This is a genomic window from Roseateles sp., assembly GCF_039595295.1.
Classification (GTDB): domain Bacteria; phylum Pseudomonadota; class Gammaproteobacteria; order Burkholderiales; family Burkholderiaceae_C; genus Roseateles.
This window is the reverse complement of sequence record NZ_JBCNLU010000008.1, coordinates 84,647-101,664: the sequence shown is the minus strand read 5'-3', so window position 1 is coordinate 101,664 and position 17,018 is coordinate 84,647. Positions and strand designations below refer to the sequence as shown.

Annotated in this window: 16 protein-coding genes and 1 pseudogene; 4 read left to right on the top strand and 13 right to left on the bottom strand. The window is 69.9% G+C overall.

The features are described 5' to 3' along the window. Window positions 1-101: 101 nt before the first annotated feature. Entirely contained in the window at window positions 102-1,418 is a 1,317-nt protein-coding gene (locus tag ABDW59_RS08540; RefSeq protein ID WP_343629241.1) for an F-box protein, read from the top strand. Between the two features lie 25 nt (window positions 1,419-1,443). Here ABDW59_RS08540 and ABDW59_RS08535 read toward each other — a convergent pair whose 3' ends face one another. The 3 genes from ABDW59_RS08535 to ABDW59_RS08525 form a co-directional block, all read right to left on the bottom strand. Next, window positions 1,444-2,292, bottom strand: a complete 849-nt coding sequence (locus ABDW59_RS08535; RefSeq protein WP_343629239.1) for a hypothetical protein — start codon at window positions 2,290-2,292, stop codon at window positions 1,444-1,446. Then, window positions 2,289-3,386, bottom strand: a complete 1,098-nt coding sequence (locus ABDW59_RS08530) for a polysaccharide deacetylase family protein (RefSeq protein WP_343629238.1) — start codon at window positions 3,384-3,386, stop codon at window positions 2,289-2,291. The genes ABDW59_RS08535 and ABDW59_RS08530 overlap by 4 nt, the downstream gene beginning before the upstream one ends. Before the next feature lie 200 nt (window positions 3,387-3,586). Beyond that, complete coding sequence (locus tag ABDW59_RS08525) at window positions 3,587-6,115, bottom strand: protein kinase (protein ID WP_343629236.1); 2,529 nt, start codon at window positions 6,113-6,115, stop codon at window positions 3,587-3,589. Window positions 6,116-6,282: 167 nt separating this feature from the next. Between ABDW59_RS08525 and ABDW59_RS08520 the strand changes: the two genes are divergently transcribed. Beyond that, window positions 6,283-6,738 carry a PA2169 family four-helix-bundle protein gene (locus ABDW59_RS08520; RefSeq protein WP_343629235.1) on the top strand — a complete coding sequence of 152 codons (456 nt, stop codon included), beginning with the start codon at window positions 6,283-6,285 and terminating at the stop codon, window positions 6,736-6,738. Between the two features lie 49 nt (window positions 6,739-6,787). Here the strand turns inward: ABDW59_RS08520 and ABDW59_RS08515 are convergent, their stop codons facing one another. The 5 genes from ABDW59_RS08515 to ABDW59_RS08495 all read right to left on the bottom strand — a co-directional run bounded on the left by ABDW59_RS08515 (window position 6,788) and on the right by ABDW59_RS08495 (window position 9,332). Further along, entirely contained in the window at window positions 6,788-7,387 is a 600-nt protein-coding gene (locus ABDW59_RS08515; protein ID WP_343629234.1) for a hypothetical protein, read from the bottom strand. Then, a complete protein-coding gene (locus ABDW59_RS08510; protein ID WP_343629233.1) occupies window positions 7,362-7,775 on the bottom strand; it encodes a hypothetical protein in 414 nt (137 codons plus the stop codon). The genes ABDW59_RS08515 and ABDW59_RS08510 overlap by 26 nt, the downstream gene beginning before the upstream one ends. Window positions 7,776-8,001: 226 nt before the next feature. Continuing rightward, the gene (locus tag ABDW59_RS08505; RefSeq protein WP_343629232.1) at window positions 8,002-8,391 is read right to left on the bottom strand and encodes a hypothetical protein; all 390 of its coding nucleotides are present in this window, start codon (window positions 8,389-8,391) and stop codon (window positions 8,002-8,004) included. An 88-nt stretch (window positions 8,392-8,479) separates the two neighbouring features. Beyond that, the gene (locus tag ABDW59_RS08500; RefSeq protein ID WP_343629231.1) at window positions 8,480-9,019 is read right to left on the bottom strand and encodes a hypothetical protein; all 540 of its coding nucleotides are present in this window, start codon (window positions 9,017-9,019) and stop codon (window positions 8,480-8,482) included. 10 nt (window positions 9,020-9,029) lie between these two features. Continuing rightward, the gene (locus tag ABDW59_RS08495) at window positions 9,030-9,332 is read right to left on the bottom strand and encodes a hypothetical protein (protein WP_343629229.1); all 303 of its coding nucleotides are present in this window, start codon (window positions 9,330-9,332) and stop codon (window positions 9,030-9,032) included. Between ABDW59_RS08495 and ABDW59_RS08490 the strand changes: the two genes are divergently transcribed. Both ABDW59_RS08490 and ABDW59_RS08485 read left to right on the top strand, forming a co-directional pair. Next, window positions 9,301-9,831, top strand: a complete 531-nt coding sequence (locus ABDW59_RS08490; RefSeq protein ID WP_343629228.1) for a response regulator — start codon at window positions 9,301-9,303, stop codon at window positions 9,829-9,831. The two genes, ABDW59_RS08495 and ABDW59_RS08490, sit on opposite strands and share 32 nt — an antisense overlap. Further along, a pseudogene (locus ABDW59_RS08485) lies at window positions 9,722-10,438 on the top strand (HAD-IIIA family hydrolase); the annotation flags it as partial. The gene ABDW59_RS08490 and the pseudogene ABDW59_RS08485, both read left to right, overlap by 110 nt. Window positions 10,439-10,490: 52 nt before the next feature. On the opposite strand, the gene ABDW59_RS08480 reads toward ABDW59_RS08485, so the two are convergent. The 5 genes from ABDW59_RS08480 to ABDW59_RS08460 all read right to left on the bottom strand — a co-directional run bounded on the left by ABDW59_RS08480 (window position 10,491) and on the right by ABDW59_RS08460 (window position 17,000). Beyond that, window positions 10,491-11,681 carry a DNA topoisomerase IB gene (locus ABDW59_RS08480; RefSeq protein ID WP_343629226.1) on the bottom strand — a complete coding sequence of 397 codons (1,191 nt, stop codon included), beginning with the start codon at window positions 11,679-11,681 and terminating at the stop codon, window positions 10,491-10,493. Between the two features lie 231 nt (window positions 11,682-11,912). Then, window positions 11,913-13,388: a sigma-54 dependent transcriptional regulator gene (locus ABDW59_RS08475; protein ID WP_343629225.1), complete on the bottom strand. Its 1,476-nt coding sequence runs from the start codon at window positions 13,386-13,388 to the stop codon at window positions 11,913-11,915. A 120-nt stretch (window positions 13,389-13,508) separates the two neighbouring features. Further along, a complete protein-coding gene (locus tag ABDW59_RS08470; protein ID WP_343629223.1) occupies window positions 13,509-13,856 on the bottom strand; it encodes a hypothetical protein in 348 nt (115 codons plus the stop codon). 974 nt (window positions 13,857-14,830) lie between these two features. Then, complete coding sequence (locus ABDW59_RS08465; protein ID WP_343629221.1) at window positions 14,831-15,883, bottom strand: glycosyltransferase family 9 protein; 1,053 nt, start codon at window positions 15,881-15,883, stop codon at window positions 14,831-14,833. A gap of 82 nt (window positions 15,884-15,965) precedes the next feature. Further along, the gene (locus tag ABDW59_RS08460; RefSeq protein ID WP_343629219.1) at window positions 15,966-17,000 is read right to left on the bottom strand and encodes a hypothetical protein; all 1,035 of its coding nucleotides are present in this window, start codon (window positions 16,998-17,000) and stop codon (window positions 15,966-15,968) included. Window positions 17,001-17,018: the final 18 nt, after the last annotated feature.

The window sequence follows — 17,018 nt, the reverse complement described above, 5'->3', positions numbered from 1 at the left end:
GGGTGTTCTTGCAGGCCTTGAACCTCCATTCATCCCGAAATACCAAGCGCCCCCGTGCCTGGATGACTGTCGTTCGGCTGTCGCAAAGGCACAGGACCTCGATGAAAGTCATCATGCCGACGCCCCTCTACGCCACACGACCCGAACTCACGTCCCCATACGCCATCGATGACGAAGCGCCGCCTTCCGGCGAGACGGCGGCCAGCCAAGTCTGCGGATTGAACGATCTGCCGAACGAAATGCTGAACGAGATAGCCCAGCACTTGCCCCTGGGATCGTTGCGGGCCCTGGCATGCGTCAACAAGCGCATGGGCAACGCCGTCGCCTCTGAACGACAGAAGATCGAGCTGATGAAAAGGACACTCTCACAGGACATTGAGCGGTTCTCATGGCGGTCGGGACTGCAGGCCTTCCTGAGTCTCCTGCCGACGATCCGAGGTCTTCACCCCGACGACCGGAAGCAGCCGCTTGAAGCGCTGTGCGCACGTCTGAATCGGCTGCGCGAGGCGGAACGCAAGCAGGCGGCGGAGGCGATCCTCGAAGGCCCCTTCGGGTTGCAAGGACCACTGCTCGATCAGTTGAAAATCCTGGCGCGTTTCGGCTCACCTGAGAACGCCGTCATTGACGGAAAGCCGGTCGATGTCATCGCGAATTGCTTCAACAGGGACACCGACAGATTGACGCGGCTCGCTTTCAGCCTCGGGCCCATTCAGGCAGAGATCGACGCGGGCGAAGACACAGACGTGCTCGAAAAACGCTATGGACTCTCTGACGTCCGCCTGCCGCTTCCATCCACTTCGCTGACCCTTTACCGCAACCTGCCGGATCCCTCGCTCTACGCATCACGCTTGGTACAAGCGTGTCGCGCTGTCTATGAGGGCAAACCCATCGACACGGCTGTGGATCAATTCTTCGAAGGAGGCGACCTGCTCGACGCGTCTCGAGGATGCCTAGAGCAGGCTGCTGTCGATGGAGTCGCCGGGGAAGCTGCCGCCCACGGAGAGCACGTTGACGTGATCGCGCAGCGACATGGCATCGACAGCGATGAGAGTCGCCTGGAGCTCGAGCGCTGCGCTTGCAAGGGAGTGGCCGCCGAAGACGCGGACGCGGGCAAGCGCGTGGCCGACGTGGCGCAACGTCATGGCATTCAATCCACGACGTATCGGTTGGCGCTCATGCGCCACGCCATGGCGGGCCCCACAGGTGACGACGTCAGATTGGGCAGCAAGACCGTGGCGCAAGTGGCGCACGAACAAGGCATCGATCTTTCGGAGATCGAGCGCATCGGCATCGAGGCTTGGCGGCTGCCGGAGATTCGATGCATGGAGGAATATAGGTTTGACCGCCACGTGGGTCCGACAGAGTTCCTTGAGCGCGGGGCCAAGTCAGGCCAGCGGCCCGCCCAGTCGGTGGTGTAACCGTCCGCCGCGGACACTTTCGCGCTCACTTCTTGTCCGCCTTGTTCCCGGCGGTCGCCGCCGGCGCCGGCGCGGCGGTCCTTGCGGCGGTGTCGTCGATCCACTGCCGCATCAAGGCCGTCGCCCGCGCATGCTTCGGGTCCACCCGCAAGCACTTCTGCAGCCACCCGATCGCCGCAGGTCTGTCCGTCGCCGACAGCTTCTCCGCCTTTCTCACATACAGATCCGCCAGCAGCCGCTTCGCCGACGGATCGTTCCGATCCTGCGGCGCCCGCTTCTCCAACAACCGGATCGGCTCATCCACCTCCCCCTGCGCGGCCAGCATCGCGATGTGCTCCAGCTCATTGCGATCCGGCGCCGGTTGCGCGACCGCACCCTTGGGGGGAGCCTTCGGCGCGGGCGTCGCCGCCCTTCTTAGCGTGACCCGCGACGGCGTCCCCAGATAGCTCTTGCGATTGCGATCCTTCTCGATGCCGCGCAGCGCCTCGGCGGCTGCCTCGTTGTCGGGCTGCAGCGCCAGCACGGACAAGTAGCCCGAGGTCGCGCCCTCCAGGTCGCCGCGCTTGTGCGCCGCCTTGGCCTTCTCCGTCCGCTCCGCCACGCCGCTGTCGATCAGCTGCCGCGTCGCCGCCAAGCTCTCGCGATAGTTCGCGTTCTCCGGCCGCAGCACGGTCAGCGCTTCCCAGGTCCAGGCGGCCTCGGCCAACTGCCCTTCCTTCACCTGCTCCTGCGCGCGCTGCATCTGCGCCACCTCGAACGGCGACGCCGAGCCAGCACCGACGACCGAACCGTCAGGTCCCCGCATCGCCCCCGTCCCTCCCGCGCAAGCAGCCAGCAAGGCCGCCGCCCCGAGCACGACCAGCGCCGCCCTCATGGCGTCTTCCCGATGGGTCGGCTGGTCTGCAGCCGGGCCTTGAAGGCCTCGATGTCGTGGTCGCCGAAGATCATGGTCCGGCGCAGCATCAGCGGCTGCGCGAAGAAGGCGTTGCCGCCAGGGTTGACGGTCACCGCCAGCGTGTACTTCTGGCGCGTCAGCGCCTCCAGCACCTGCTCGTTGGCGTCGCCGTAGGGATAGGCGTACTGGCGCACCTGCTGGCCGGCCAGCTTCTGCTCGATCAGATCGCGCGGGCCGGCGGTCTCCTGGTCCAGGTTGCGCAGGTAGCGGGCGTCGTTCTCGCCGGGGCTGCGCTCGATCAGGTTGCGGTGCGACTTGGAATGGGACTGGACGTCCATCAGCCCCGAGGCCTGCATCTCCGCCAGCTGCGACCAACTGACCGCGTCGCCCGCGCCGACGAAATCGGTGTAGACGAACAGGGTCGCCGGCAGGCCCAGCTTGCGCAGGACCGGGAAGGCGTGGCGGTAGACGGACTCGTAGCCGTCGTCGAAGGTGACCACGACCGAGCGGGGCGGGAGCGGCTCCTTGCCTTCGAGAAAGCCGGCCAGCTGGGCCAGGCGCAGGACGCGGTAGTCGTTGCGGACCAGCCATTCCATCTGCGCCGCGAAGTTGGCCGGGGAGACGGCCATCTTGCCGCCGGTCGTGCCCAGGCGGTGGTAGCAGAGGATGGGGACGGTCTGGTAGCTCGTGGCGTGCACGCCCAGCGGGTTCAGGGGCTTGAGCGGGACGATCAGCGGCTGGCCGGGCTCCGCCTTGGTCGAGCCGCCGTTGGCCTGCGCGATCTGCCAGTCGCGGTCCTCGCTGCCGAGCAGCCGGCCGGCGATGCCGCGCAGGGATTCGCCGGGGACGGGGACGTAGAGGATCAGGCGGTCGCTCTTGGCGATGACTTCGCCGGTGGCGGTCGTGGCGGGGGCGGTGGCCGTCGGCGACACGACCGGCGGCGTGGGGGGCGTGGTGGGAGTGACGCAGCCGGTCAGGATGAGCGCGGCGCAGAGGGCGAGGGCGGTGGCGGCGCGCGGAAGACCCTCTCCCCCGCCCTCTCCCGCACGGCGGGAGAGGGAGTAAGACGGCACCGCGCCCATGGGAAGACCACGAGCCTCCCGACTCCCTCGCCCGCTTGCGGGAGAGGGTTGGGGAGAGGGTCTTCCGATGCTGAGCCACCCGGCCTCCCGGCCCCCTCGCCCGCTTGCGGGAGAGGGTTGGGGAGAGGGTCTTCCGGGGTCAAGGCAAGCGGCATTCAACCCAGTCATAAACAGAAATCCTTTACGAGACATCACGTCGGCTTGACCTCCGCGTCATTGGGGCGCGCGGGCGGCGAGGTGTCATCCGCCGCCCCCGCCGCGACGGCTGCATCGACCTCGGCGGCCGGCGCCGGACCGACGGTCACCGGCGCCTCGGCCTTGGCCGCCGAGGCCGCCAGCGCCTGCCGGTCCTGCAACGCCTGAGCCATCCGATCGAAGGCGGCATAGAGCAGCCCGAATTCATCCTTGCGCTGCTCGCGGATGCGGAAGTCGACGCGGCCGCGGCCGATCTCGTCCAGCGCCTCCACCACCAGCTTGATCGGGCGCGAGAACCAGTTGGCGACGAAGAACATCGCGATCGCCACCGCCAGCACGGTCACCACCGCCAGCACCGCCATCAGCGTGCGCGACAGCCTTGCCACGCTCTCCAGCGGCCGCTCCGGCAAGCCCAGCGCGACGCGGCCGACCTGCTTGTCCTGGAAGGTGATGGGCGTCTCGAAGCCCAGCACCGCCGACTCGCCGACGTGATAACGGGTGCGCTTGATGCCGCCCTGCTCCCCCAGCGCCTCGGCGCTCGGCGCCGTGTAGGGCTTGCCGACCGCGTCGGTCTGGCTGGACGCGGCGACCACGCCCGCCCGGTCGATCACGGTGACGCTGGAGAAGTCTCGCGTCTTCATGATCTCCTGCAGCGACACGTCGACCGACACCCAGTCCTCGCCCAACGCCGCCGTCGCGTTCTGCGCCGCGATGAAGCGGGCCAGCGCGGAGCCGTAGTCGGCCACCTGCTGCATCAACGCCTCGTTCTGGCGCTGCACGATCAGCGATCCCGTCACCGCCATCACCACGGCGACGATGCCGGCCATCATCGCGGCCCACTTCACCCGCAGCGGAATCAGCTTGGGACCGCCCTTGACCCGCGCCTCCTCGTCGATCTCGTTGAGCACCTTGATCAGCGCCTCGGCCAGCTCGGTGCCGGTCTGGAAGCGGTGCTCCGGCGCCTTGGCCAGACAGCGGTCGACCACGCGCCGCAGCGAGGCCGGAATGCCCGGCCGCAGCTTGTTCAGCGGAGTCGGGTCCTCCTTCGCGATCTTCAGCGCCAGGCTCACCACGCTGTCGCCGCTGAAGGGCCGCTGGCCGGTGAGCATCTGGTACATGACGATGCCCGCGGAGAACAGATCGGCGCGGCCGTCGATCTTCTCGCCGTTCATCTGCTCGGGCGACATGTATTGCGGCGTGCCCAGCACGTCGCCGACGCGGGTGCGCTGCTCCCCTTTCGTCGACTCCATGTGCGCGATGCCGAAGTCCATCACCTTGATGTCCAGCGTGCCGCGCACGCGGGCGATGTTGCCCGGCTTGATGTCGCGGTGGACGATGCCGCGCTTGTGCGCGTAGTCCAGCGCCCGCGCGAGCTGGATGGCCATCACCACGGTGTCGCGGATCGGCAGTGGCTGGCCGGGCTCGAGGATGTCGGCCAGCGGCTCCCCGTCCAGCAGTTCCATCGCCATGTAGGGCCGGCCGTCGATCTCGCCCACGTCGTGCACGGTGACGATGTTGGGGTGAGACAGGCCGCCCGAGGCGCGCGCCTCGCGCAGGAAGCGGGAGCGGTACTCCTCGTCCTCGCACAGCGAGGCGTGCAGGAACTTGATGGCGACATCGCGGCCGATGCCGGGATCGTGCGCCTTGAACACGCTGGCCATGCCGCCTCGGCCGATGCGGTCCAGGATCTGGTAGCGGCCGACCTGACGCATCGGCGCGTCGGCGCTGACGGGACGGCTCGCGGCGAGCGAGCCGCCGGGCAGCGTGCCGGTGGAGGGACGGCGCGCGGGCTCCGGCTCGGCTTGGGCGCGCAGCGCGGCCACCGCCGCCACGGCGTCGGGATCGAGCACGGTCTCGGCGAACTCGGAGGCCTGAAATTCGGAGTCGGCGGGGTTGGCCGGCTCGGGCGAGGCTGAAGTCGGGCGCGCTTCGGAAGCGGCGGCGGGCTTGGTCGCGGACTGCTGCGCCGCGGCCAGCAGCTTGGCAGCGGGCACGATGACGGTCTCGTTGCCGTCCGCGTCGAACGGGGCGGCGGGCGTCGGCACGGCCGGAGCGGTCGGCGTCGAGCCGGTGAGGGGTGGAGCGGCGCTCGCATCGCGCGGCATCAGCAGGCTGGCCGGCGCGATCACGGTGTGGTCGTTGTCGACGGGAATGTCGGCGGGTTTGCGGCCGGAGCGGATGGAGAAGGTGTCCGGGAAGGTCGGGTCGATGAAGCTGATGTCCCGTTCCTGTTGCACGGTCTCGGGGCCGTCGTCGTGGACGAAGACGCTGCCGGGCGCGGGACTGCTGCCGGGCGCGGGACTGCTGCCGGGCGCGGGACTGCTGCCGGTGCCCGCGGGCGGGGCCGGCGGCACGGCGCGATTGGCGGCGGTGATCGGGGGCATGCGCTCCAGCGGCGCGGCGCCGGAGGCCAGCGGCGCGGGGACGATGCGGGTCGCGTCAGGATCCAGCGTGGGGTCGTCGCCGGACGCCGCCGGTCCGGGGCCCGGCTTGGCCGGACGGGAATTGCCTTCTGGTCGTGACATCGAATCGCCTCACCGCGGTCGCGGCGTGGATCGCCGCCAGGTGCGCATCGTCCCTTTCACGGGGATCGGGGGCAATGAACGAAAGTCACGAGGGGTCGAGGGCGTCCATTCGGCAGGTACGGCCATTGCTGAACCCAAGCATCTCCACTCCCCCCGAAAGGACGACCATGGACAGCAAGGACGTGATCAACGAGCTCAACACCCTGATCGAGACCAGCAAGGACGGCGAATACGGCTTCCTCAGCTGTGCCGAGCACGTCAAGAGCGCCAGCCTGCGCGAGGTCTTCGCGCAGCGCGCCGCCGACTGCCGTCAAGCCAGCGCGGAATTGCAGCAGCTGGTGCGGCAGCACGGCGGCACGCCGGAGGACGAGGGCTCGACCACCGGCGCGATGCACCGGGGCTGGGTCGCCGTCAAGGGCACGCTGACCGGCTACAGCGACAAGGCGATGCTCGAGGAATGCGAGCGCGGCGAGGACGCCGCCGTGGCCCGCTACCGCAAGGCGGCGCAGAAGGACCTGCCGAGCGGCGTGCTGGAGGTGGTGCAGCGCCAGCTCGCCGGCGCGCTGCGCAACCACGACCAGATCAAGCTGCTGCGCGACCAGGCGCGCAACGCCGAGGCGTGATCGGTCAAGGCCGCCGGCGCCCGAGGCGCGCGGCGGCCACCGCGCCGGATCACCGCTCCGGCGCGCTCCCCTCCGAAGCGCGGGATTCGGCGCGCTGTTCCTTGCGCCCCTGCAGGTAGCCCGCAATGACGCCCAGCAGCATCTGCGCGATCTCGGGATGCACACGCCCGCGCAGGCTCAAGGGCAACAGCCCCCACAACATCGTCAGCAGCTGAAGATGACCCGCGGCCGCACCGTGCGCGGCACTCGCGGTGTCCCGCTGCGATCCCGCATCGTCGCCATGCGCGTGCAGTCCCCCGGCGGCGTGACGCTCGCGTCCGGCGCGATGCCCGTGCCGATCGGCGCCATGCCGCTCCGCCTGCTCGCGCCCTCGCCCCTTGGGCCGACGCCGCACCACCCGCCAGAACAGCCAGCTCGCGCCAGTGCCCAGCGCCGGCAAAAGCCATCGGCTGGGCACCAGCACGGCCTTGCCGCGCTGCCGAAGCGAGTCGACGTGAAGCCGGAACTCCAGATCCCGCCGCACGACGCGAAGCTCGGCCATCTCGATGCGCAGCGCCAGGTCGTCCATGGTTTCCGGCCGCTGCGCCAGGGCGCGGTCGGAGACGTCGGGGATCCGGCGCGGATCAGGGCGAGGTGGGGTGGCGGCCATGGTCGCGGAGCTCCGGGCGAGGATCCGTCGAGGCGGCCGGATCGTAGGGATCGAAAGGGTCGGCCGCATCCGTCGGATCATTGGGATCGTGGAACAGCCAATGGAACTGGCGTCGCGAGGCCGGCAGCGACAGCAGCGGCGTCAGCGCTTTCATCGCCGCGACGACCCACAGCAGCACCAGCAGGTTGAATGCCAGCACGCCGGCGAAGGCCCAGGGCCAACTCAGCCCCAGCAGGTGCACCGCCAGCGCGGCGATCAGGGCCCAAAGCGCGATCCAGGCCGTGGCGCCGGCGATCGCGGCGACCACGCCCAGGATGACCAGGCTGACCAGCCCGTGCTGGGCGCGTCGCAACTCCAACGCCAGCAGCGACAGCCGGCCGGACACCATGCCGCGCGCGGAACGGGCGATCCCTTGAAGGTCGCCCAGCCAGCCGACGTCAGCCTCGGACCCGGCCCGCGCGCCACCGGCCGCCCCAGGGCTGCCCGATGCGCGTGGCGGAGTCCCTGACGGTGAGGAAGAGTCCCCGGAGCCGGGAGAGCCGGGAGAGCCTGGGGGTCCTGGAATGGCGGACGAAGACGGCGGAACGGCGCTGTCGCTCATGGACACGCCGGGCTCAGCGCGTCAGGCGCGCGATCAGCATGCCCACCGCCAGCGCGGTGCCGATCGCCATCAGCGGATGCTCGCGCACGTTGGAGCGCAGCCCGTCGCACCACTCGTTGCCGGTGGCGCGCAAGCGGTCGGCACGCTGATGCAGCAGATCGTTCGTGTCCTCCAGGCTTTTCTGCAATTGCTGCGCGGCCGGCGCGGCGGTCGTCGCCAGACGGTCGATGGTCGCGTGTGCCTTGTCGGCGACGCGGTTGACCAGGTCCACGGCGGCAGTGCTCGACGGGCCGGTGCCGTTGGCGACCGACGCTGCGCCAGCCGCCGTGGTCTTGGCGGCTTCCTCGGCCGTCGTGAACGGGACGGCCTTGTCGCTCTTCTCGTTGTTGGGCGTAGTGCTCATGGCGGAAATCCTTTCGTGTCGCCCGTAGGCGGATGCAAAGTGGTGACTCCGTGAATGGCAAGCCGCGTACCCTGGTCGCGGCGCCGGCTCAGCGCGGGAGCGGCGGCTTGGGATGGGCGTCCAGCCCGCGCTGCGGCGATTCGGCCACCTGTGGCCGGCCGCCCTCGGGCTCCAGCATCTCCTCGATGATGAAGTGGCCGTAGTACTGAGCCCGCTCGGCGTGATTGCGACGCGCGATCTCGGCGATCTCGCGGGCCTGGTTGTCGTCGCGCGCCTTCACCACCAGGAAGTGATAGCCGCGTCGCGCCAGCTCGCCATGGCTGCGCAGCAGATTGATCTCCTGTCCGATCGCCGCCAGCGGACTGGCCTGGGCCAGATCGTGCTCCACCTGCGCGAGCATGTCCTGGTCGTCCAGGGTGTGGATGTCGGACGGATCCACCCCTGCGGCGGCGATCGCGGCGGCAGCCTGTCCCGCTTCGGGCGAAGCCGGAAAACTGATCACCAGGTGATCGACCGGCTTGTAGACGCCGAAACTGGTCGACCGCTTGCCGCCCAGCACCGGATCCGCGGCGGCATCGTCGGGGCGGTCCTCGGGACTCGGGGCATCGGAACGGAGTCGGGTGGCCATGGTCGCTCCTTCAGAGGAATACCCGCTCGAAGGCAAGCCTCATGCCTGTCCCCTCTTTTGGCCGGGCACCCCTCATGCCCTGCTGTGCCGCGCCGATATCGACGAACGACCCTCGGGATCGCCCTTCGCGGCGGCGGGTCAAGATGTCGCCCACGTTGACGCGGCAGCCATTCGCCGGTAACACCGCGGTATCCGAATGCCCCCAAGGCATGGGGGTCAGCTGGGCACGGCGTTTGCCCTCTTTCGCGACGAACTGAAATGAACAGGGAAGGAGCGAATCGATGAACGACGGTCTCACCTCGGTGCTGTACATCGAAGACAGCCCCCTCAATGTGATCGTGATGGAGGCGATGTTCGAGCAACGCCGCGACCTGCGCCTGCATGTCGCCGAGGCCGGCATGCCCGCCTGGCGCATGAGCGCCAAGCTGCAACCGGCGCTGCTGCTGGTGGACCTGAACCTCCCCGATTGCCATGGCTCCGATCTGTTGAAGCTGCTGCGCATGCGCAGCGGCTGGTCGCAGGTGCCCGCCATCGCGGTGACCGCCGATTCGGACTTCGACGCGCTGGCGGCCGGCTTCATGGAACTGTGGGCCAAGCCGCTGGATGTGCGCCGCACGCTGGACCGACTCGCTCAACTGCTGCCACCCAGGCCGCACCTGCTGCCTACCGGAGAGCTCGGCGGCGCGACGATCGATCCGGCGCATGGCGGCGCACGCCGCGACGACAAGTCGGGCATGGCCGCCCGTTCACGTCACGGTCTCTCGGCGGCCTCGCATCAGGCGGGGCAGGCCGGCGCGGGCTGGATGCGATGAACGCGGGCCGTGCGCGGCGGGGAGGCCGTCTCAGAGGCTACCCATGAGCGGCTGGCTGGACGCCCCGCTGGGGACCATCTCGATCGCCGATCTCGGTCTGGCCCGCGATCGACGCGAGGCCGCGCTGCATGCGCCGCTGCGACCGGCGCTCTTCGTCGACAAGGACGGCACGCTGGTCCTGCCGCCACATCCCGACGCCCCACCCGCCGCCGCCGCCGATCCGGCGCATCTGCGCTTCGCCCCCGGTGCCGGCGAGTCGCTGGCCCGCTTGCGGCAGGCTGGACTGGCACTGGTGCTGGTGACCAACGAGAGCGGCCTGGCACGCGGCGCTTTCACTCGCGTCCAGTTCGCTCAACTGCAGACCGCGCTGGTCAAACGGCTGCGCGATGAATTCGATGTGATCGTCGACGACGTGGCCGTGTGTCCGCATGCCCCCGACGCTCAGGGCCGGCCAGCCTGCCTGTGCCGCAAGCCGGCGCCGGGCATGCTGTTGCGCACGGCACGGGCGCATCGACTGGATCTGGCCAGATCCTGGATGGTCGGCGACACGCTGGACGACGTCGAGGCCGGCCACCGCGCCGGCGCGGCGGGCTGGCTGCTGGACACGGGAGCCGAGACGCAATGGCGGCGCACGCCGATGCGCGAGCCAGATGCGGTGTTCAGCGACTGGCCGTCGCTGACCGATCAGCTGCTGGCCGCGCACGCGGCGGCTTGCGCGCTGTCGGAGGCGTCGGCGCCGCTGAGGCCGGACGCGTCGGATGTGGCGGACGCGCCCGTGGGGCTGACGGGCGACCCGCTGCCCCCGCCTGCGCTGGCCGGGGCGCCGGCGCGGGCGTAGCAATGTCAACCCGGGGTTGCGTCTTCAGCAGCCCCATCAACCGGCGTTCGGCCAGGCTCAGGCCGGTGAGCGCCGGCGGCGCCGCGATCCAGCGCTGATCCGGCAGCGAGGCCAGCCGGTCGGACTGCGCCCATTCCAGCACCGCCGGATGCACATAGGCCTTGCGGCACACGGCCACCGTGTTGCCCAGCCGCCCCGACACCGCCTTGAGCGTCTCCTTGCCGGCGTCGACCGGTGCGGTCCCTGCCCGCGCGTGACCCAGCAGCAGATCCAGCGCATGCACGCTCGCGTGCCAGGTGCGGAAGACCTTGGCGCTGCAGCTCGGGCCGCCGGTTTGCGCCAGCCAGTCGTTGACGTCGGAGGCGTCGATGCGATGGGCCTCGCCGGCCTCGTCCTCGTAGCCGAAAAGCTCCTGGCCCGGGAGGTCGCGGCAGCGGCGCACCAGAGCGGCGACGCGCTCGTCACGGACCGCCAGCTCGTGCTTCACGCCGCTCTTGCCGGTGAAGCGCAGCAGCAGTGCGTCGCCGCGGACTTTCACATGCCGGCTCAGGAGGGAGCTCAAGCCGTAGGAGCCGTTGTTGCGGGCGTACTCGCGGTGCCCGATGCGCATCCAGGTGCGATCGAGCAGTCGCACCAGGGCCGCCACCACGCGCTCGCGATCGAGGCCGCCCTCGCGGAGCCGGCGTTGCACGGCGCGGCGCAGGGCCGGCAGGCGCCGGCCGAAGTCGAGCAGCAGGCCGAACTTGTTTTCACCGCGCAGCGCCATCCAGTCGGCGTGGTAGCGGTATTGCTTGCGGCCGCGGGCGTCTCGGGCCGTAGCCTGGATGTGGCCGTCGTCGCGGGGGCAGATCCAGACGTCGACGTAGGCGGGTGGGATCGCCAGGGCGCGGATGCGCTGGAGCGTCGCCGGGTCGCGGATCGGGCGGCCGTCGGCATCGACGTATCGGAAGCCCTTGGCGGCACGCTTGCGGCGCAGGCCAGGTTCGCAGTCAGAGACCCAACGCAGGGACATGTGGCACCTCCTGCGCAGCAACTGGCAGGGGGCGTGCCAGAGGGGTGAGGCACCGAGGCCCGCAGGGGACCCTCTCCCCCGCCCTCTCCCGCAAGCGGGCGAGGGAGCAGGCTGCGGCATCAGCGCATCAGCGCATCAGCGCATCAGCGCATCAGCGCGTCGGCGCGTCGGCGCGTCGGCGCATCAGCGCGTTAGCGCATCAGCGTGTCGGCGCATCAGCGCGTCGGCGCATCACTGCTCGGCCTTGTCGGCAGCCGCGGCGTCCTCCGCCGCGTACTCCTTGAGGCGGTTGTAGAGGGTCTTGAGGCTGATGCCCAGCACCGCGGCGGTCTGTTCCTTGTGGTGCTTGTAATGCTGCAACGTGGCCAGGATGAAGGCCTTCTCCACCTGCGCCATCGAGCTGCCCAGCGGCATCGTCACCGACGGGCCCGAGGACTCCGCCTGCGTCGGCACCGCGGGCGCAGGCGTCGGCGCGACGTTCAGGTTCGTCGACGTCGGGGCCGCGGTCGCCATCGGCGCGACGGCCACGGTTGCGGTCGCGGCCGGATCGACTTCGCCGCGCGGCAGCCACTGCTCGTCGACGACGTCGGCCGCGGCCATCACGTAGGCGCGCTGCACCGCGTTGCGCAGCTCGCGCACGTTGCCCGGCCAGTGATAGGTCTGCAGCTGCGCCAAGGCCTTCGCCGTGAAGCGCTTGCTCTTGCCTTCCTTCGCGCCGATGCCGCGCAGGAAGTGGTCCGCCAGCAGCGGCACGTCGTCGAGCCGCTCACGCAGCGGCGGCATCTCGATCGGGAACACGTTGAGCCGGTACAGCAAGTCCTCGCGCAGCTTGCCGGCCGCCACCGCTTGCAACAGCGGCCGGTTGGACGCCGCGATCACCCGCACGTCCGCATCCAGCGTCGTGGTCGAACCCACCCGCATGAAGCGACCGGTCTCCAGCACGCGCAGCAGCTTGACCTGCAGCTCCAGCGGCATCTCGGTCAGTTCGTCCAGGAAGAGCGTGCCCCCGCTGGCGCGTTCGAAGAAGCCCTCGTGCTGCTTGTCCGCGCCGGTGAAGGCGCCCTTCTCGTGGCCGAAGATCTCGCTCTCGATCAGGTTCGGGGAGATCGCGCCGCAGTTCACCGCCAGGAAGGGCTTCTTGCGACGGCGGCTCAGGTCGTGCACGGTCTGCGCGACCAGCTCCTTGCCGGTGCCGCTCTCGCCGTTGATGAACACGGACACGCTGGTCCCCGCCACGCGCGAGATCTGGTCGTAGATGCGCTGCATCGGCGGCGTGCGGCCCCACAGCAGGCCGAAGTGGCCGCTGTGCGCGAGGTTGGCGTTGAGATCCGCGACCTCGGCCTGCAGCGCAGCGGGCTTCATCACGCGCGACAGCACGCCCTGCAGCTGCTTGATGTTGATCGGCTTGACCAGGTAGTCCGCGGCACCCAGGCGCAGCGCCTGGATCGAGGTGTCCAGACTGGCATGGCCGGTGATCAGCACAACCTCCGAGTTGGCCACCAGCTGCTGATCCTGGAACAGCTCCATGCCGTTGCCGTCGGGCAGTTGCAGGTCCAGCAGCACGACGTCGGGCTGTTGGAGCGCGATATGCCGGCGCGCGTCGCGCAGCGTGTGGGCCACCGAGACGGTGAATTTCTCGCTCGCGATCAGTTCTTGCAGAGTCGCGACGGAATCGACATCGTCATCGACGATCAACGCATGGGTCACCGGTACATCCTTGTTTGTGGGGCGCGGGCCATTCTTGCAGCAACCCGGCGGCTTGCCAGCCCCGGGCGCGAATCGATTTGAAAAATATTCCGGTGCAGCACGCCCGCAGGGGCGTTCGCATCACGCATCGCGACGCCGGCGCTGAATCCAGCCGACCAGGGCCAGGGCAACCACCAGGGTCAGGAAATTCCGGATCTCGAACGTGGACCGCGACGCGGATGTGTCGTCGGCAGTGTCCTCGGCTGCCACCCCGGACGAGGTCGACGGGGTGCCCGCGGAGCGGGCCGCGGCGCCACCATGGGCGCCCGCGGCCTGAGCAGGCATGGGGCTTTGCGCGGCAGCCGCGGTATCCGGGCGGGTCAGCGAGGCGAGCTTGGCGCCCTCGAGAAAGCTGCCGGCGGTCTCGGCGCGGGCCGAGACGGCGGCCAGGACCAGCGGCATAGCCCAGGCGAGCTTGCGCAGGTACATGGGGTTCCTCCTATCGTGTTGGTCCGCGAGGAGGGCAAGCACCATGCCCGGTGCTACGTCCGGTGACGATTTCGCACCGGTTTCCGGGACATGCCCGGCTGGCCGCAAGGGCTTCGCGGACCTACCAGGGCGCCCAGCCGTTGAAACCGCCCCACCCGCCGCCCCACCCGCCGGGCTGCCCGAAGCCGAATCCCGCACCCCAGTGTGGCGTGTTCACGGGGCCCGACCACGGACCGGACATCCAGCTTGCGCAGAGGTCCGGCGCAGCGGTCATTCCCCGAGCGAAGGGCCCGACGTACGGGAACGCGCACGAGCCGAAGGAAACGGGGCGGTACACGTCGCTCCACAGTCCTCCTGACAAGGCGTCCGCCAGCGAGGCGCCCAGCTGGCTCCCCATGAAGCACCCGACATTCGCGAGTTCGGACAGCCCGCCGCGCGCCAGCATGGCGATCCCGAGGATCGCCGCCCCGGCCAGCAGATTCCGCTGGGAAAGACCCGCCTGTTGCGCAAGGTTTCCCACGGTGGCGCCGAGTGCTTGAGGTGTCAGAGTAGGGAGTTGCCAGGTCGAAGACGGTGGGGGCCCGACCGGCGCCTCCCGCGACCAAGCGCGCCGGAATCGGGCCGCGTCGTGCCCGCAGCGTGCATACCAGTGCGCGGAAGACATCGCCGGATCGCCCTGGGGTGAATCCGCGCCGTCTGGAGCCGCTTGCGGATGCGGCTCAGGCGCCTGGGCTTGCTGCGCTCGGTGGTTCCTTAGATCGGCGCCAAAACTGTCGGGGTCAAGGGTTGCGGCGCGAGTGGGCGCCGCCCCGTACGTGTTGTACGTGTTTAATGGCATGTCTGTCCTCTTCCGAAACCAAGACCTCCCGGTGGGGCGGCCAAGAGCGTGTAGGTCGCGGAAGGGGCGCCGCGGTTCTGGGAATGGGCGGCGGTAGCGATGTCGGAGGACGGCGCACGGGTCGCGCCGCCTCGGCTCAGGACGGCACGACGACGCGCTCGCGCCGCAGCGCCTCGCCCGGGAGCACGGCCGGGATGCCGGCCGCCGCGGCCAGCGTGAGCGCGAGTTCGTCCGCCGCCACCAGAACACGCGCGCCGGCGGTCAGAGCCGCCAGCTCACCCAATCCCGGCACCACCGGCAACACATGAACGCGCGCCTGCATGGCGGCGCGGGCGGCGATGAGCGTGCCCTCCTCGCCCGGCCGGGCGCAGAACACCGCGACCGTGTCGTCGGCCCAGGAGTCCAGCAGCACGTCCGCGGCCGCGGCGAATGCCGCCGGCGGACAGCCACGCTCGCCGCCCCCGCCCGGACAGACCAGCACGTAGCGCTGCCCCAGACGCAGTCCCGCCTCGTTCAGCGCCTGTCGCGCCATCTGTCCGTCCTTCGCCTGCATCCGGAAACGCGGCCGTTCATCGTCGGTCCGCATGCCGATGTGGGCGACCAGCTCCAACTGGCGCCGGGTGTCGTCGTGCGCGGCAAGCGAATCGGCGCGCGCATCGGTGAGCAGACCGTGCGCCGGTTCCCGCTCATGGGCGAGCACCAGCGGGATGCCCGCCATCCGGCACAGCAAGGCCGCCGGCAAGGCACTCGACAAAGCGCCGCCGAATACGATGGCGGCATCGAAATGGCTGCGGCGGAGCTTGCGCACCAGATGCATCTCGGCATCGCCGCGCATGGTCGGCGGCTCGGCGGCCAGCGCCGACGCGCCGTCCGCGGTCCAGGGGGCGTTGAAGCTCATCAGGTCGTCGATGCCCTCCAGATGGGGGCGCATCGCCAGCACTTCCGGCGCCGCGAGCAGGCTCAACTGCGCCCAAGGCATGGTCTCGTGCAAGGCCGCGAATGCGGCGGTCGAGGCCAGCACGCCGGCCACGCCGTCCAGCCGCACCAGCAACACGCGGCGCACGTTGCACCAGCGGCGATGGCGCTCCTGCACCTCGTCGACCGGAACGGCCTCGCCCGCAACGACGTCAAGACCCGACCCCGTGGGGTCGGGCTGGCGGCGCAAGGTGTCAAGCGAGGTGGCGATCATCCGATTTCAGAGGCAAGCGCCATGCCGGAGGGCGCCTGCCTGAGCCAAAACGCGCACGCACCGCCCCGCCCGGGCGGTGGGATTACTTCGACTTTCCGGAAGTGCTGCCGCTCGTGGCACCGCCGCCGGTCGACGACCCGGTGCCCACACCGGTCTCGCCGCCCAGCGATCCGGTGGAGCCGGCCGCGCTGCTGCCACCGCTGCCACCGCTGGCCGCGCTGCTGCCGCTGCTGGTTCCGCTGCCGGTGCCGATCGAGGTCTGGCCATGCGCGCCGCCCAGGGCGCCCGGCGTGCGGGACGAAGCCTGACTACGCTCGGACCGCCACTTGTTGAAGTCCTCCGAGAACTTCTGATAGCGGTCCTGCCGCCAGCTGCGGTAATCCTCATCCAGGTTGCGCATCTGCTCGGCACGCCACTGGTGATAGTCGGGATCGTGATGCGCCTGCTGCGCGTGACCATGGCCGCCGGTGCCGCCCGAACTCGGGCCATAGTCGCCCTGATCGAAGCGACCGGAATCCTCGCGCCAGCCCTCGTGGCGAGGACCTTGGTCGCGGTACTCGGCACCGCCGCCGTAGCCGCCGTAGCCGCCGTAACCGGTGCTCGTGCCGCGATAGCGCTCGTTCCAATCCGCGCCCTGTGCGCCACTGCGATAGCCGCCTTGGCTTTGAAGATCACCTCGGCCGCGATAGTCCTGGCGGTACTCGTCGCGGTAGTCCCGGCCGCCGCCGTAGGCGCCGCGCTGACTGCCGCCATAGCCGCCCTGGCTGACCTGCCCCCCCTGATACGACTGCCCCGTGCGCTGGCCCTGCTGGTGTGACGGCCCTTGCTCCTGGCGCGATCCTTGGTAGCTGCTGCCGTAGCCGCTGCCGTAGTCCCCGATCTGCGACTCGCGCGAATCGGCGCCGTAGTGGCCGCCGAATTGGCCGCCGTACTCGTCGCGATCGGCCTGGAAGCTCGATCCCTGATAGCTTGATCCCTCGTGGCCGCCTTCGCGCCACCGATCCTGCGAGCGATAGCTGCCCGACGACGGACCGTATCCGCGTTCGCTGCCGCCCGGCTCCCATTGCGACTCGTCGCGTTGCGACTCACGACGTCCGCGCTGACCATGCTGATTCATGTCGACTCCTTCGGTACC